Genomic DNA, 15,515 nt, shown 5'->3' on the forward strand with positions numbered 1-15,515 from the left:
TCGTGGGAAATTGACGGAGCTGGAGCCAAACCGCTGCTCGTGGGCGTCAATTTCCCACGAAATCGCCGGGCCATCAGCGTCGACGAGTGGCCGCACTCCCACCACTTCCGCAGGCCGCGCTCCGACCGCGCCGGCAGTCGGCACCGCCGCGGGTTCTCCGGGGAGTGCCTCGCGAGGACGGCCCCGACGTTGTGTAGGTCGCTACCCGATGTCGGGGCACCCGCAGGGAGGCGCCCCCGGAGGTTCCGCCACTCGCACCGCTACGAAAATCGGGGTGCGGAGTTCTCGTTCACGCGGGTGTGATCGTGATTCCTACTGCTCCGGGTCCGGCGTGCGCACCGATGATCGCGCTGGTCTCCTCCAACAGCGGTTCTCGCTGCGGTGACAACCTGCGGCTGAGCTTTTCCAGCACCCAGCCGGCGCGTTCGGGAGCCTGAAAGTGTTCCGTGGCGAAATCGACCCTTCCGGCTCCCGTGCGCGTGGCCTGCTCCACTGCCTTGCGCAGCACCCGTTCCGGTCCGATTCCCTTGGTCATCTCCCGCAGTTCGCCGTCGCGCATCACCAGCAGAGGTTTGATCGACAGTGCTCGTGCGAGGGTGGCCTGCCCGCCGCTGACCCGTCCACTGCGCCGCAGGTGCTCCAGGGTGTCGACGTAGACCATCTCCGTAGTGCCGTTCAGCCGCTGCTGCAACAGGTCCAGCACCGTCTGCACGTCGGCCCCCCGGGCGGCGGCCTCGGCCGCGGCGATCACCGGTAGGCCGAATCCCAGTCCGCACATTCCGGAGTCGACCACGTGTACCGGCACGCTGACTTCCGCCGCCGCGGCGCGTGCCGCCTCACAGGTGGCCGAGAGTCCGCCGGAAAGGTGCACCGAGACGATCGCCTCGACGCCCTCGCCGACCGCGTCCGCGTAGTTCCAGAAGAACGCGGGAGCGGGCGGGGCGGCGGTGGTCACAGCTCGTCCCGAGCGCATCGCCTCGGCGAGTCTCCCGTGCGGGACGCGTCGCTCGTCGTCGCTTTCTCCGTCGATGCTCAGTTCCAGCTGCACGACCGTGATGCCCAGCTCCTCGGCGAGACCGGAGGGGATCGATGCGGTGGAGTCCGTAACGATTGCGACGCGTCGATTCATGCTTTCAGACTAGCTTTGATCATCTATTCGTATGAATGCCCGTGGCTTAGGGGTTACGCTCGGCCGATTCGGTGTTCGGTGCCCCGTCGGGGAAAGGCCTCACGGCGTGAGTACCGTCACCCTCGTACCCGGGTTACGCTGGGGCTACCGGCCGGTAACATCCATGGTGGTTGGCGTCACTGTGCTTTTCGCCGGGCTACGTGGCAAGGTCAACCTTCCCGGGGACAAGCCGTGCCGGGACTACCCAGCCAGGAAGCCGTCAACAGTCCGCAGGAGGTCGGAGAGGGCCCATGAATATTGTCGTCCTGGTGAAGCAGGTGCCGGACACGTGGTCCGAGCGCAAGTTGTCCGACTCGGATCACACGTTGGATCGGGCATCCGCCGATGTGGTGTTGGATGAGATCAACGAGCGGGCCGTTGAGGAGGCGTTGCTGGCCAAGGAGGCCCACGGCGGTGAAGTGACCGTGCTGTGCATGGGCCCCGAGGGTGCGTCCGACGCGATCCGCAAGGCACTGTCGATGGGTGCCGACAAGGCCGTGCACCTCACGGACGAGGCGTTGCACGGTACCGACGCGGTCGGCACGGCCAAGGCGCTGGCCAAGGTTGTCGGCACGCTGGATTCGGTGGACATGCTCATCGCCGGTAACGAGTCCACGGACGGACGCAGCGGTGCCGTGCCCGCGATGCTGGCCGAACTGCTGGGGTGGCCGCAGCTCACCTACGCGCGCTCGCTCTCGGTCGAGGGATCGACGGTCTCGGTCGAACGCGAGACCGACGCCGGGGTTACCAGTGTGCGCGCCGAGCTCCCCACCGTGGTCAGCGTCACCGAGAAGATCAACGAACCGCGGTACCCCTCGTTCAAGGGCATCATGGCCGCGAAGAAGAAGCCGGTTTCCACGCTGGCGCTGGGCGACGCCGGTATCGAGGCTGACGAGGTCGGACTGTCCGGCGCGCTGACGCAGATGGTCTCGTCCGCGCCCGCGCCGCCGAAGGAAGCAGGCCAGCAGGTAACCGACGAGGGCGACGGCGGCACCCGCATCGTCGAGTTCCTGTCGGGCAAGAACCTCGTCTGAGAGATCCTCACCGCAAGAGGATTCGGCTCCGTGGCCGGGTGCCGGCCGGGTGCCGCGTTCCGGTGCTCGCACGGCGTTCCTCGGCCGTTGGCGGGGTGGTCGTGACGATTCCGGATCGTTTCGAGTCGTGGTGTGTTTCGGCTTCGGTCGCGTTTGAGAAGGGCGTTATCCATGTCTGAGGTTTTGGTCCTCGTCGACCACGCGGGTGGCGAGGTCAAGAAGGTTACGTACGAGATGCTCACGGCGGCCCGCCGACTCGGCGAGCCCGCCGCGGTGGTCACCGGCGGCCCCGGTGCCACCGACAAGATCGCCGACGAGTTGGCTTCGGCCGGTGCGGCCAAGGTTTACACGGCGGAATCGGCCGACATCGACAACTACCTGATCACGCCGCAGGTCGACGTGCTGTCGAGCCTCGTCGAGCGTGTCTCCCCCGCTGCGGTGCTGCTGTCGGCCAGTGTCGACGGCAAGGAGATCGCGGGCAGGCTGGCGGTGCGGACCGGCAGCGGACTGCTGTCCGAGGTCGCCGACATCGATTCCGACGGGGTGGCCGACTACTCGCTGTTCGGCGGGTCGTACCAGGCAAGGGCCAAGGCCGCTTCCGGCGCTCCGGTCGTGTCGATGCTGCCGGGCAGCGTCGAGCCGGGGACGCTGGACGGCGGCGGTGCGCGCGAATCCGTCGAGGTTCCGGGCACCGACGCGGGCAAGTCCGGTGCCGTCACCGGCAGGCAGCCCGCCGAATCGGGGGACCGCCCCGAACTGACCGAGGCCAACGTGGTGGTTTCGGGCGGCCGTGGTGTCGGCAGCGCGGAGAGCTTCGAGGTGATCGAGAAGCTCGCGGACTCCCTCGGCGCCGCCGTCGGTGCTTCGCGCGCCGCGGTGGACTCGGGCTACTACCCCGCCCAGTTCCAGGTCGGTCAGACCGGCAAGACGGTCTCCCCGCAGCTCTACCTCGCGTTGGGGATCTCCGGCGCCATCCAGCACCGCGCCGGGATGCAGACCTCCAAGACCATCGTGGCCGTCAACAAGGACGCCGAGGCGCCGATCTTCGAGATCGCCGACTTCGGTGTCGTCGGTGACCTGTTCAAGGTGGCCCCGCAGCTGACCGAGGAAGTCGGTAACCGCAAGGGTTGACGACCACTCGTGCCACGGCGTCCTCGGGGGCGAAGGAGATCGTCCGGTCTCTTTCGCCCCCGAATGCTGTCGGCCCTGCTCCCGAGTTCCGGTGGGGCTCGGGTACCCGTCATTCATCCGAAGTTCTCGTCGCGTCCGTCCCGCGCCACTACCGGTGGTCGCACGCGCCCGGCTACATCTGCGGACATGGCCGAAACAGCGCGATCCGACGCCACACTGCTGGCCGTTACCGACGGGCGGGACCGGAGCGGAGCCGATCGCTACTCATTACTTCTGACCAGGGAACCAGCCGAGATTCGAGCCGCCCAGCGGCTACGCCACCGGGTGTTCGCCACGGAGATGGGCGCCCTGGTGCACCAGGACGAGGCCGGGCTCGAGACCGACCCTTTCGACGAGTTCTGCGACCACCTCGTGGTGCGATCGCAGCGATCGGACGAGATCGTCGGTACCTACCGGATGCTGCCGCCCCAGCACGCCCTCGCCGCGGGGCGGCTCTACTCCGACGACGAGTTCGACCTCACCACCTTGGCGCCGCTGCGCCCGGACCTGGTGGAAACCGGCCGTTCCTGCGTGCACCCGGACCACCGCACCGGAGCGGTGATCGGTCTGATCTGGGCCGGTATCGCTCGTTACCTGCTGCTGCACGGGCATCGTTGGCTCGCGGGCTGCGCCTCGGTGTCGCTGCGGGACGGCGGAACGTCGGCCGCCGGGGTGTGGCAGGCGGTTCGCCGCGGTTACTACGCATCCCGCTCCCACCGGGTTCGGCCCTACCGGCCCTGGCCGACCCGGACTGTGCCCGCTCCGGATCGTGTCCGGTTGCCACCGCTGCTGCGCGGATACCTGCGGTTGGGAGCTCGCGTGTGCGGCCCACCCGCCCACGACCCCGAGTTCGGTGTCGCGGACTTCTTCGTACTGCTGGACTCGCACGAGATCGACCGGCGATACCTCGACCGTTTTCTGGGGGACTCGTGAACGGGGCCGACACCTGGACGCCGAACTCGCCGTGCGGAACGCACTGCCTGCCTCCCAGGCGGACGTTGCCCCGCGCCACGTTCACCTGTCGGCTCCGCAGGCTGCTGGTGGTGGCGGTGCTGCTGCTGTACGGGGTGCTGCTCGCCTCGGCCACGCCGATGCTGCCCGAAGGCCGACGTCGTGCCGCCGCCCGAACGTGGTTCACCGGCGTTCTCGCCGCTCTCGGCGTGCGACTACGAGTGCGCGGTGTTCCGCCACCCCGAACGGGGGAGGGGACGGGAGCGCTGGTGGTGTCCAACCACGTCTCCTGGTTGGACGTGCTCGCGCTGCAGGCGGTGTGTCCGATGCGCCTGTTGGCCAAGGCCGAGGTGCGCGACTGGCCGTTGCTCGGGACGCTGGCGGCGCGTGCGGGGACGCTGTTCATCGACAGGAACCGTCCCAGCCGGCTCCCCGTCGCGATCGGTTCCGTCACCGAGGCACTGCGCCACGGCCATGTGGTCGGTGCTTTCCCGGAAGGCACGACTCGATGCGGTCGTGCTTCCGGGCGGTACCGCTCCGCGGTCTTCCAGGCGGCGTTGGACGCGGGCGCCCCGGTACGGCCCGTCGCGCTGCGCTATGAACTGATGAGTGGGGAGCCCACCACGGTTGCCGCGTTCGTCGGCGAGGACACCCTGCTGGGTTCGCTGCGCGAGGTCCTGGCGGTGCGCGGCCTCGTCGTGGAGCTGATCCAGCTGCCGTCCCCCGCTGCCTCGTCCCCCACTGTCCCGGCCATCGCTGCCCCGACCACCGTTTCGCCGGGGCGGTTCGACGGCGGGCCCGGTGCGGTCGCACTCGACGCTTCCGCGGGGACGCCGGGCCGTGCGGAAACCATCGGCTACGCGGCCGTACGGCGGGACGCTCCCCGCACGCGGCGGGAGCTGGCTTCCTACTGTGCCCGGATCATCACCGAGGCGTGTGAGCCACGTCCCGCCGGGAAGCACTGGACTTGCACCGCGGTGGAAGTCGCAACATCGTGTGGTGACCGATCGGAACGATCCTCGCGAGCCGACCGCCACGACGGAACCGGAACCCGAAAGTCCACTGTGGTCAAAGCAGTATCGTAACTTCACCATCGGCCTGCTGCTGGTGGTCACGTTGGTCGCCTTCGAGGCGATGGGGGTGGCGACGGCGCTGCCCACCATCGCCTCCGAACTGGACGGCCAGCGGTGGTACTCCTGGGCGTTCACGCTGTTCATGGCCGCCAGCGCGGTCGGAACCGTCTTCGCGGGGCGACTCGCCGACCGGCACGGGCCCGCACTGCCGCTGCTGCTCGCGCTGCCACTGTTCGCGGCGGGGCTCCTGCTGGCCGGATCCGCGCCGAACATGCCCGTGCTGCTGCTCGCCCGGGCCCTGCAGGGGCTGGGCGGCGGCAGCGTCGCCGTGCCGCTGTACGTGATGATCGCCAGGGTCTATCCCCAACGACACCACCCCAGGGCGTTCGGCGCGATGTCCGCGGCCTGGGTTCTTCCCTCGCTGCTCGGGCCCGCCCTGTCGGGCCTGATCACCGAACAGCTGCACTGGCGATGGGTCTTTCTCGGGCTCGCGCCGTTCGTGCTGCTCGGCGCGGTGCTGCTCGCTCCCACCATCCGGCGCGGGGGGAGCAAGCCCGATACGCGGCCCACTGCGAGACCCGGCCTGATGCCCGCGGCGCTCGGCGCCGGGTTCGGCACAGTAGTGCTGAACTGGAGTGCCGACCATCCCTCGGTGCTCTCGGCGCTCCTCGGGGTGGCGGCGATCGGCTCGCTGTGGGGCTGCATGCGGATTCTGCTGCCCACGGGGACGCTTTCGGCCCGACCGGGCATCCCGGTCATGGTGCTGGCGCGTGGACTGCTGGCCGGTGTCTTCTTCACCGCCGAGGCCTTCATCCCGCTGGTGCTTACCGTCGTGCACGGCTATTCGGCGATGTTGGCCGGAATTCCGCTGACCGTGGCCTCGCTGGGCTGGTCGTTGGGATCGTTCTGGCAGGGCAGGCAGGGTCGCTTCAGCAGAGAGCACTTGGTGGCGTCCGGATTCGTACTGGTGGTCGTGGGTGTGCTCGGTGTGGCGATGCTGGCACCGGAATGGGGAGCGGACCGGGCGATCTTCGTGTTCTGGTCGATCGCCGGTGCGGGCATGGGGGTGTCCGTCTCCAGCACGGCCGTGCGGGTGCTGGGGCTCTCGGACCAGACCGAACGAGGGTTCAACTCGGCCGCGTTGCAGATCTCGGACATGCTCGGGCAGGCCCTGCTGATCGGCTTGGGAGGGGCACTGGTGAACCTGTTGGCCAGTACCGAGGAACCGACCCTGGGCGTGGCCGTGCTCGCGGGGCTGCTGATGGTGACGGGCTCACTGGGTGCGCGCCTGGTCGCACGCTCCCGAGGGATTATCCTGGACGGGCGATGACGTACCTGGACCATGCGGCAACCACCCCGATGCGTGCGGGCGCTATCGAGGTCATGACCGAGGCGCTCGCCACGCTGGGCAACGCCTCGTCCCTGCACACCTCCGGCAGGCGAGCTCGTCGTGCCGTGGAGGAGTCCCGCGAGGACATCGCGGCCGCACTCGGCGCTCGTCCTTCCGAGGTGCTGTTCACCGGAGGCGGAACCGAGAGTGACAATCTCGCGGTGAAGGGAATCTTCTGGGGCCGCAGGGACGCCGATCCGCGGCGCCGCCGAGTGCTCGCCTCCGCCGTGGAGCACCACGCGGTGCTCGACACCGTGGAATGGCTGGCCGAGCACGAGGGAGCCGAAGTCACCTGGCTGGAGGTCGACTCGCACGGCAGGGTGACTCCCGAAGTGCTGGAGGAGGCGGTTCGCCAGGCGCCGGAGGAGGTCGCGCTCGCCACCGTGATGTGGGCCAACAACGAGGTCGGCACGGTCAACCCGATTCCGGAGCTGGCGGAGGTGGCCGTTCGCTACGGCATACCGTTGCACACCGACGCCGTCCAGGCCGTGGAGACGCTGCCCGTGGACTTCGAGTCCTCCGGGGTGTCGGCGCTGACGATGACCGGGCACAAGATCGGTGGTCCCTACGGCGTGGGGGTGCTGGTGCTGGGCAGGGATGTCACCTGCACGCCGCTGCTGCACGGGGGTGGCCAGGAGCGGGAGGTCCGCTCCGGCACGCTGGACACGCCCGCCGTGCTGGCCCTCGCCAGTGCGCTGCGCGAGGCGGTCGACCGCCGGGAGCACCACGCGGTGGAGCTCGCCGCCCTGCGGGACGAACTGATCGAGGGCGTGCGCTCGGCCGTACCGGACGCGGTGCTCAACGGCGATCCGGGTACCGTCGGGGGCGGCCGGTTGCCGGGGAACGCGCACTTCACCTTCCCCGGCTGCGAAGGGGACAGCCTGCTGATGCTGCTCGACGCCAACGGCATCGAGTGCTCCACCGGATCCGCGTGCACCGCCGGTGTCGCCGAACCCAGCCACGTATTGTTGGCGATGGGCGCGGACGTGCGGGTCGCTCGGGGGTCGCTGCGGCTCACGCTCGGACACGACTCGACCCGAGAGGACGTCCGTGCGTTCCTGGACGCGCTGGAACCGGCCGTACGGCGGGCCCGTGGCGCCGGGCTCTCCGGTTTGAGCAAGACTTCGGTGGGATCGGCCACCGCGCCTACGGAGGTGTGAGGGTGCGAGTACTCGCGGCGATGAGCGGCGGTGTGGATTCGGCGGTGGCTGCCGCCCGAGCTGTGGACGCGGGGCACGACGTCACCGGCGTGCACCTGGCGCTGTCCGCCAAACCGGGGACGTTGCGAACGGGAGCCCGCGGCTGTTGCACCGTGGAGGACTCCCGTGACGCGCGGCGTGCCGCCGACATCATGGGAATTCCGTTCTACGTCTGGGACTTCGCCGAACGGTTCAGCGAGGAGGTCATCGAGACCTTCGTGGGCGAGTACGCCGCGGGACGTACCCCCAACCCGTGCATGACCTGCAACGAGAAGATCAAGTTCGAGGCGTTGCTGGAGAAGGCCGTCGCGCTCGGCTTCGATGCCGTCTCGACGGGCCACTACGCCAGGCTCTCGCAGGAGTCGGGAGTGCCGGAGCTGCGCCGCAGCAGGGACGAGGACAAGGACCAGTCCTACGTGCTCGCCTCACTCACCCCGCAACAGCTCCGCCACGCGATGTTCCCGCTGGGGCACTCGCTGAAGTCGGAGGTACGCGAAGAGGCGGAGCGGCGCGATCTCGCGGTGGCGCAAAAACCGGACAGCCACGACATCTGCTTCATCCCGGACGGCGACACCAAGAAGTTCCTCGACTCCAAGTTGGGTGAGCGACCGGGCGAGATGGTCGACGCCGACTCGGGTGAGGTGCTCGCCGAGCACTCCGGGGTGCACGGTTTCACGGTGGGGCAGCGCAAGGGGCTCGGCATCGACAAGCCCGCCGCTGACGGACGGCCGCGTTACGTGCTCTCGCTGGAGCCGGTTTCCGGCACGGTCGAGGTCGGTTCGGCGGAACGGCTCTCGGTGACCGAGATCGACGCGGACCGGCCGATCTGGCCCTCCGAGAGCCCCCTCGACGGTCCGACCGAGTGCGTGGCCCAGATCCGTGCGCACGGCGAGACCTGCCGTGCCGTGGCCGAGACGACCGACGAGGGCGTGCTGGTGCGCCTGCACGAGCCGATGCGCGGTGTGGCTCCCGGACAGTCGGTGGTGCTCTACCGGCCCGACGAAGCAGGAGATCTGGTGCTCGGGAGTGCCAAGATCTCCAGCACCCGGTGAAACGGTGGTGTCGGCTCGGGTTGCGTGGCGGTGCGGGTGGCGGAACCTCTCGCACGGCTCTCGCTGCGGGTGTCCCGACATCGGGTAGTTACTACACAACGTCGGGGCCGTCCTCGCGAGAGCCGTACGGGAGAACCCGCGGCGGTGCCGACTTCGTAAGTGGTGGGGGTTCGGCGGTCGCAGTGTTGAAGTGACCGTGACGCGATGTTCGAGGGCAGCGAGGTCCGACGATTCCCGGGGTGGACCCGCTCTCGTGGGAAACGCCTGATTCCCGTTTGGCGGATGGCGCGAACTCGGTTGCGAGAATGGTCGCGTGACGCAGCGACAGCCCTGGAACCCCGGTACCGCGACCGCCATCGGCTCCATGCCCGGCACCGACCCGCTGGAAACCGCACGGATCGTGGCGGGGGAACTGCCCGAGCTGACCCCGATACCGGAACTGCCCGCTCGTGGTGTGGGTGGGGACATGCTGGGGCGCACCGCCGCGATGTTGCCCGACCTGGCTGTCGAGGTCGTACCTTCCGGCTACCGGGTCGCTCGTGCGGTCGGGCGCGACCAGCGGCGGGCGGGGGATTTGCTGCGTTGGGACCTCGATGCCCTGGAGGAAGTCACCGCCGCCGACACCGAACCCCGGCTGATCAAGCTTCAGGTCGCGGGTCCCTGGACGCTGGCCTCGGGTATCGAACTGGAGCGCGGACATCGCGTACTGACCGACCACGGCGCGTTGCGCGACTTCACCGAAGCACTGGTGGAAGGGGTTCGCGAGCACGCCGCGCTGGTTGCCGAACGTACCGGTGGACGGACGCTGCTACAGCTGGACGAACCGACCCTGCCCGCGGTGCTCTCCGGGGATTTGCCCACTCCTTCCGGCTACGGGACCGTCCCGGCGTTCCCGGAGCCCGAGGTGCAGCGGCTGCTCGAGCACACCATCGATCGGTTGGGTGAAGCCGTGGCGCGGCCGGTGATCGTGCACTGCTGCGCGGCACGGCCGCCCGTGCGGATGTTGCGCCGTGCCGGAGCCGGGGCCCTGAGCCTGGACGCCGGGACACTGGAGGCCTGTTCCGAGGAGTTCGCCGAAGAGGTCGGCGAGGTCTTCGACGCCGGGCTGCCCGTGCTGCTGGGCATGGTTCCCACCACCGAGCCCCGCCGCGAGTCGGGGCTGCGCGAACTGGTCGAGCCGGTACGCACCTTCGTGACCAAGTTGGGCTTTTCCGAACGGATCCTCGCCGAACAGGTGGTTCCCACGCCGAGGTGCGGTCTGGCGGCGGCCTCACCGAGCTGGGCGCGTCGCGCGCTGGAACTCACCGGCAGGCTCGGCAGGATGCTTCCCGAGCGCTTTCCCGAGAACTGACGGCCCGGAACTGTTGCCCCCGAACCGAGGGTCCGGAACCGCCCCGCCCGAGGCCGGCGGGCTGCCCCGGGTGGTCACGAGCCGTCGGGTGCGAGCGTACCGGGGTGCGTGGTGGGCGCCCCGGTTTCGGCGTACCTCGTGAGAACGGTGCCCGGGAACGCCGTCCGATACGAAAACGGCGGTCCCGAAATCGGAAACCGATCTCGGGACCGCCTTCTGTGGGGTGAGTGACGGGATTCGAACCCGCGACTCCTGGGACCACAACCCAGTGCTCTACCGCCTGAGCTACACCCACCGTGCTCACCCGGGCTCATCGCCGGGCAACGGATCCCATCCTAGCGTGGCCGGTTTTCGGGCTCGCAACGGGATCCCCTTTTGCTGATCGTGTTCTCGATTTCGCTGCGCAACCGGAGGTGGCGAAGCTTATTCCTCCTCGAGACGCCGCTTCGCCCGCTCCGTGCCGCCGACCTGCTCCTCGGCCAGCAGCTCCGCCGCGATCTCCTGGGCCTGTTCGCTGGAAGGCCCCGGCTGCGGGACGAACGCGGTGCGCCGGTAGTAGGCCAGTTCCCGGATCGATTCCCGCACGTCCGCCAGGGCCCGGTGCGCCAACCCCTTCTCCGGCTGTGCGTAGTAGATACGTGGGTACCATCGGCGGCACAGCTCCTTGACCGAGGAGACGTCCACCATGCGGTAGTGCAGGTACTGGTCGAGTTCCGGCATGTCCCTGGCGATGAAACCGCGGTCGGTGGCGATCGAGTTCCCCGCCAGCGGTGCGGACCGCCCGTTCGGCACGTGCTCCCGCAGGTACTCCAGTACCCGCTGCTCGGCCTGGGCGAGGGTGACCGGGGACCGGCGTACCTCCTCGGTCAGCCCGGAACGGTCGTGCATTTCCCGCACGACCTCCGGCATGTTTCGCAGTGCCTCCTCGTCGGCGTGGATCACGATGTCCACACCTTCGCCGAGAATGTTCAGGTCGGCATCGGTGACCAGGGCGGCGATCTCGATCAACGCGTCGTTGCCGAGCTCCAGCCCGGTCATTTCGCAGTCGATCCACACTAGACGATCGTTCACCGTGGTTAGCCTAACGCGCCACGGTGGGTGCACGCTAAACCGTCGGTGCGTCGTCACGCCACGGCTCTCCCCCAGGGGACTTGCCACCTGGACCCGCGACGGGGGAGGTGCGACGTGGTGTGGTGGAACGTTCGACGTCGCACCTCCCGGAACGATTGCCGCGCGAGCGGTCCCACCGACCGCATCCCCGACAGCGTGCGGCCGACGAGCTCTACCGTGACGCGTCCCGGAAGGGCAGCCTGTTCGGGACCACCTTGCCGGTGGCGTTGCGGGGGAGTTCGTTCAGGAATACCACGTCACGGGGGCGGGCGAACGTGGACAGTTTTTCCCTCACCCGTTCACGAACGGTGTCCTCGTCCAACTCGTGGCCGTCGTGCGGCACCACGAAGGCAGCCAGCCGCTGTCCGTGCTTGGGGTCCTCGACCCCGGTGACCGCCACTTCGCGGACCTCCTCGAACGAGGCGATGACGTCCTCGGTCTCCTTGGGGTAGACGTTCTCCCCGCCCGAGACGATCATGTCGTCGGCTCGCCCGACGATGAACAGTCGGCCCTCCCGATCGAGATAGCCGAGATCGCCGGTGGGCATCAACCCGTCCGTGCGCCGGACTTCCTTGCCGTTGGTGTATCCCTCGAACAGCATGTCGTTGCCCACATGGACAACACCGGTCTCGCCGCTGTCCACCGGAGAGCCGGACTCGTCCAGGATCCGCAGCGTCGTGCCTCGGGGCGGTTTGCCCGCCGTGCCGGGCGCGGTGCGCAGGTCCCTCGGATTCGCGATACTCACCCAGGAAGCCTCGGTGGAACCGTAGAAGTTGTACAGCACCGGCCCGAAGGCCCGTTGGAACTCGGTGGCGAGCGTGCCGGACAGTGCCGAACCACTGCAGGCGACGATTCGCAGTTCGCGGTGATCGTAGTTGCGCCGCTGCCGTTCCGGCAGTTCCAGGATTCGTTGCAGCATCACCGGCACCGCGAACATGGCGCCGCAGCGATGTCGCTGCAGCGCGGCGAGAGTCTGCTGCGGATCGAATCCTCTGCGTAGCACCAGGGTGGCTCCGAGTACGGTTCCCAGCTGGAACGCGGCCAGCCCCCAGGTGTGGAACATCGGAGCGCAGACCAACATCCGTTCACCGCTGCGCAGCGGCACCCTGGACATGATCGTCGTCGCCGGGCTCAGGTTCGGCGGATCGGGACGCCGCGCGCCCTTGGGTGTGCCGGTGGTTCCGGAGGTCAGCACGATCATCCGGCCGTGCCGGGGACGTTTGGGCAGCGGAGTCGCCGGGGATCGTCCGATCAGCTGCTCCAGGGTGGTCTCGCTCGTCGTGCTCTCCGTCCAGCTCACGAGCAGTTCCGCGCCGTCCGGCAGCCGCAGCCCCTCGGTGAACTCGGAGTCGGAGATCACCACCGCCACACTCTGCTCGGCCAGTACGGCCGACATCTGCTCGGCACTCATGCCGGTGTTGAGCAGCACGGAATCAGCACCCAGTTTGCTCGCCGCCAGCAGGCCCTCGACGAAACCGTGATGGTTCCGGCACAGGATCGCCACCCTGGAGCCGGATTTCACCCCGTACTCGCGCAGCCCGTTCGCCAACCGGGTGGTGCGCTGCTCCACTTCGGCGAAACTCAGCGCACCGCGCTCGTCGATCACGGCAGGGCGGTCGGGGTGGCGTATCGCGCCCACCGTGTACCCGAGCGGAATCGCGATCCCCCAACGTCGGTAGGCCATCGCGATCCGCAGCAGCCTGTCCGGCCGCATCGGGCGGACGACACCCTGTCTTATCAGGGTAAGGGCGTCGAGCAGTACCGGTGCCCGTCGTGCGAACCATCGGGCTACAGCGCCCTGTTCGGCTCGCTCGACTCGGCGTTTACCGGTTGCTCTCGGCAACGGGCTCCGCGACCGGCTCTCAGGGGTCCGCTCACTCGTCACGCGACACCTCACAACTCTATCTACTCGTGAGTAGATAATGCCTTGTGTGGCGCTCGCAAGGAAGGGGAGAGGCGTCAGGAATGTCCAGATCTCCGAATCGGCTGGCACACTCAGCGGGGTGAGCGGTTACGACGCGCGGCTGTGGCGAGTGCTCGACCGGGCCCTGCTGATCCTGGCTGTGGGAACGCTGGGCCTGCTGATCGGGCTCGGCGACTCGCCGGAACGAGTCGACTCGGCCCTCGGGCTGCTGATCCTGGCGGCGGCTGTGCTGCCGATCGCGGTGACCGTGGGCCGACTTCCCTCCCACGCACGCGCGAGACTTCGCGAACTCCCGCGTCGCCGTCGGTTGTTGACGGTCACCGCGTTCCTGGCGGCATGTGCGGCGATGTGCATCGCGCTCTGGACTCTCCACAACGCCCTCACGCCCGGGACACTCGCACCACTGGCGCTGGCGGTTCCGGCGCTCGCTCTCGCCGGGCTCGCCACCCTCGGTGTTCGGGTCACCGGCGGGCGGGGTCGTTGAGAGCTTCGGACAACTCGCCACGACCGGAACGGGCTGGTCGTGGCACGAGGCCCGATTCCTCGGCGCGCTCCGGTCGCTCCCGGGAGCCGCCGGAAGAACGGGTGATGGTCAGACCGACCGAACGACCAGACCTTCCCGCTCGCAAACGAAATCCAGCGAGCCCTCGAACTCCGCGATCGGCATCTCGTCGCGGATCAAGCGATGTGGCCCACCGTGCGTCTCCAGACTCAACCGGTCCGCGGTGAAGTGCTGCTCGGAGTAGTCCGGCCCCTCGATGCGGACGTCCAGTTGCCCCTCGTGCAGCGTGATCGTGACCTGCCCACCGGGAATGGACAGCGGCTCACCGCCGCGGTTGAGCGTGATGCTGCCTTCCGTCGCGTTCTCCGGAAGCACCACGACCCTGCTCAGCGCGGCGTCCCTGCGGGAGTCCTGCCGGTTCATCGCGATCACGTCGCGCCGCAGGCTCTCGCCCGGCTCGCCCTCCTCCGGGCGCGGCGCCAGCAGTGCCGCCCGTTCCTTCGCGGCCAGCCGGTAGGGCTGCCAGGAACCCGTGCCCACCAGGTTGATCACCGAGTCCACACTGCTGTCGGCGAGCAGTTCCTCGCTGTCCGGCGCCGGGGTGATCTCGGTGGCTCGCACCCCACGCTCGTCGAGCAGCTGCCGCAGCGCTCGGGCACGCTCCCGCGCCTTGCGGTCGAAACCACGGTTGATCGCGACCGTGGTGGAGCCACTCGCGGTTTCGGCTGCCGCCTCGGCGAGTCCCGCCAGCGGTTCCCAGACCGCGGCCGGGTCCTGCTCCGGGTTCTGCCCGGCGTGCGTGCTGCTGAGTACTTCGGTAGTGCTGTTCATTGCCCCAACTCTAGTCCGCCGTCGTGCGTGGCCTCACGATCCCGGAGTGCTGTGCGGCATCCGCGGCCCTCGGTGTGACATAACTCGCCGGAGGCCGTTCCATGATGTGGTGCCCGGCCGGTTCCCCCGTGGCGTCCGGATCCGAGTAGTGCGGCGGTCGCTCCCACCGTGCCCCGCGTTCCGCGAAAGGTGTCCGTACAGTGTTGCGTCCGGGACTGTGTGTTTTGGAGGCTGCACCTTTCGAAGGTACCCGCCGTCCGGTCTGGCAGCGACCGGACGACGAACACGCCTCATGTTGGCCGCGAGTCGGAGGCAGCGGATGACGGAGTTGCTGTACTGCGCCGAACAGCCGGAGGGTCGTATGCCGGAAACCGCCAGTGGCGTACTGGTCCGGTGGTTGGCGGCGGACGGCAGCCGGGTGAGGGCTGGGCAGCCGTTGGCGGAAGTACGTGCCGCGGGCAGGAGTGACCGGGTGCACTCCCTGGCTACCGGAACGCTGCGCCAACAGGTGCGGCAGGGTGAGGCGTTGCTGCCGGGGTTTCCGGTCGGCCTGATCGAGTAGCGGCCTTGGACGGACGCGGCGTTGTGCCGTTCGGCGTTGACCGCCGCTGCTATCTTGAGGTTCGCCGGAGTGGTGACGAACGAACCCTCTCCGGCCAGTGACGCGGGGTGCCCGGCCGTTCGGTCGGGCTGAGAGAGACCCGTCGAACCTGAACTAGTTCGCACTAGCGGAGGGACGTCGCGGTGTTGCCGGCTCGTA

At 68.7% G+C, this 15,515-nt stretch carries 14 protein-coding genes, 1 tRNA gene and 1 riboswitch; of the genes, 10 read left to right on the forward strand and 5 right to left on the reverse strand.

All coding sequences use genetic code 11. The features are described from left to right. Positions 1-289: 289 nt before the first annotated feature. Complete coding sequence (locus tag ACOQFL_RS11105) at positions 290-1,129, reverse strand: DegV family protein (RefSeq protein ID WP_435544049.1); 840 nt, start codon at positions 1,127-1,129, stop codon at positions 290-292. Positions 1,130-1,419: 290 nt separating this feature from the next. Here ACOQFL_RS11105 and ACOQFL_RS11110 point away from each other — a divergent pair, with 290 nt between their 5' ends. The 8 genes from ACOQFL_RS11110 (at position 1,420) to ACOQFL_RS11145 (ending at position 10,388) form a co-directional block, all read left to right on the forward strand. Next, a complete protein-coding gene (locus ACOQFL_RS11110) occupies positions 1,420-2,202 on the forward strand; it encodes an electron transfer flavoprotein subunit beta/FixA family protein (protein ID WP_435544050.1) in 783 nt (260 codons plus the stop codon). Positions 2,203-2,373: 171 nt separating this feature from the next. Then, positions 2,374-3,333 carry an electron transfer flavoprotein subunit alpha/FixB family protein gene (locus ACOQFL_RS11115; protein WP_435544051.1) on the forward strand — a complete coding sequence of 320 codons (960 nt, stop codon included), beginning with the start codon at positions 2,374-2,376 and terminating at the stop codon, positions 3,331-3,333. A 186-nt stretch (positions 3,334-3,519) separates the two neighbouring features. Continuing rightward, a complete protein-coding gene (locus tag ACOQFL_RS11120) occupies positions 3,520-4,305 on the forward strand; it encodes a GNAT family N-acetyltransferase (protein WP_435544052.1) in 786 nt (261 codons plus the stop codon). Beyond that, on the forward strand, positions 4,302-5,408 hold the full coding sequence (locus tag ACOQFL_RS11125; RefSeq protein ID WP_435544053.1) for a lysophospholipid acyltransferase family protein: 1,107 nt from the start codon (positions 4,302-4,304) through the stop codon (positions 5,406-5,408). The genes ACOQFL_RS11120 and ACOQFL_RS11125 overlap by 4 nt, the downstream gene beginning before the upstream one ends. Next, positions 5,323-6,726: an MFS transporter gene (locus tag ACOQFL_RS11130; RefSeq protein ID WP_435544054.1), complete on the forward strand. Its 1,404-nt coding sequence runs from the start codon at positions 5,323-5,325 to the stop codon at positions 6,724-6,726. Before ACOQFL_RS11125 ends, ACOQFL_RS11130 begins: the two co-directional genes overlap by 86 nt. Beyond that, entirely contained in the window at positions 6,723-7,946 is a 1,224-nt protein-coding gene (locus ACOQFL_RS11135) for a cysteine desulfurase family protein (RefSeq protein ID WP_435544055.1), read from the forward strand. The genes ACOQFL_RS11130 and ACOQFL_RS11135 overlap by 4 nt, the downstream gene beginning before the upstream one ends. Before the next feature lie 2 nt (positions 7,947-7,948). After that, positions 7,949-9,037, forward strand: a complete 1,089-nt coding sequence (gene mnmA / locus ACOQFL_RS11140) for a tRNA 2-thiouridine(34) synthase MnmA (protein WP_435544056.1) — start codon at positions 7,949-7,951, stop codon at positions 9,035-9,037. 313 nt (positions 9,038-9,350) lie between these two features. Beyond that, positions 9,351-10,388: a methionine synthase gene (locus ACOQFL_RS11145; protein WP_435544057.1), complete on the forward strand. Its 1,038-nt coding sequence runs from the start codon at positions 9,351-9,353 to the stop codon at positions 10,386-10,388. 219 nt (positions 10,389-10,607) lie between these two features. Here the strand turns inward: ACOQFL_RS11145 and ACOQFL_RS11150 are convergent. The 3 genes from ACOQFL_RS11150 to ACOQFL_RS11160 all read right to left on the reverse strand — a co-directional run bounded on the left by ACOQFL_RS11150 (position 10,608) and on the right by ACOQFL_RS11160 (position 13,212). After that, positions 10,608-10,683: transfer RNA gene (locus tag ACOQFL_RS11150), tRNA-His, on the reverse strand. Positions 10,684-10,811: 128 nt separating this feature from the next. After that, on the reverse strand, positions 10,812-11,459 hold the full coding sequence (orn, locus tag ACOQFL_RS11155; protein WP_435544058.1) for an oligoribonuclease: 648 nt from the start codon (positions 11,457-11,459) through the stop codon (positions 10,812-10,814). 211 nt (positions 11,460-11,670) lie between these two features. After that, entirely contained in the window at positions 11,671-13,212 is a 1,542-nt protein-coding gene (locus ACOQFL_RS11160; protein ID WP_435544283.1) for an AMP-binding protein, read from the reverse strand. Between the two features lie 289 nt (positions 13,213-13,501). Here ACOQFL_RS11160 and ACOQFL_RS11165 point away from each other — a divergent pair, with 289 nt between their 5' ends. Further along, the gene (locus ACOQFL_RS11165; protein ID WP_435544059.1) at positions 13,502-13,906 is read left to right on the forward strand and encodes a hypothetical protein; all 405 of its coding nucleotides are present in this window, start codon (positions 13,502-13,504) and stop codon (positions 13,904-13,906) included. 108 nt (positions 13,907-14,014) lie between these two features. Here the strand turns inward: ACOQFL_RS11165 and ACOQFL_RS11170 are convergent, their stop codons facing one another. After that, positions 14,015-14,755 carry a hypothetical protein gene (locus ACOQFL_RS11170; protein WP_435544060.1) on the reverse strand — a complete coding sequence of 247 codons (741 nt, stop codon included), beginning with the start codon at positions 14,753-14,755 and terminating at the stop codon, positions 14,015-14,017. Positions 14,756-15,074: 319 nt separating this feature from the next. On the opposite strand from ACOQFL_RS11170, the gene ACOQFL_RS11175 reads away from it, so the two are divergent. Then, positions 15,075-15,317 carry a biotin/lipoyl attachment domain-containing protein gene (locus ACOQFL_RS11175; protein ID WP_435544061.1) on the forward strand — a complete coding sequence of 81 codons (243 nt, stop codon included), beginning with the start codon at positions 15,075-15,077 and terminating at the stop codon, positions 15,315-15,317. A gap of 93 nt (positions 15,318-15,410) precedes the next feature. Next, positions 15,411-15,509, forward strand: a riboswitch (TPP riboswitch). Positions 15,510-15,515 lie beyond the last annotated feature (6 nt).

This window comes from Actinopolyspora sabaoui (assembly GCF_051225635.1).
Classification (GTDB): Bacteria; Actinomycetota; Actinomycetes; order Mycobacteriales; family Pseudonocardiaceae; genus Actinopolyspora.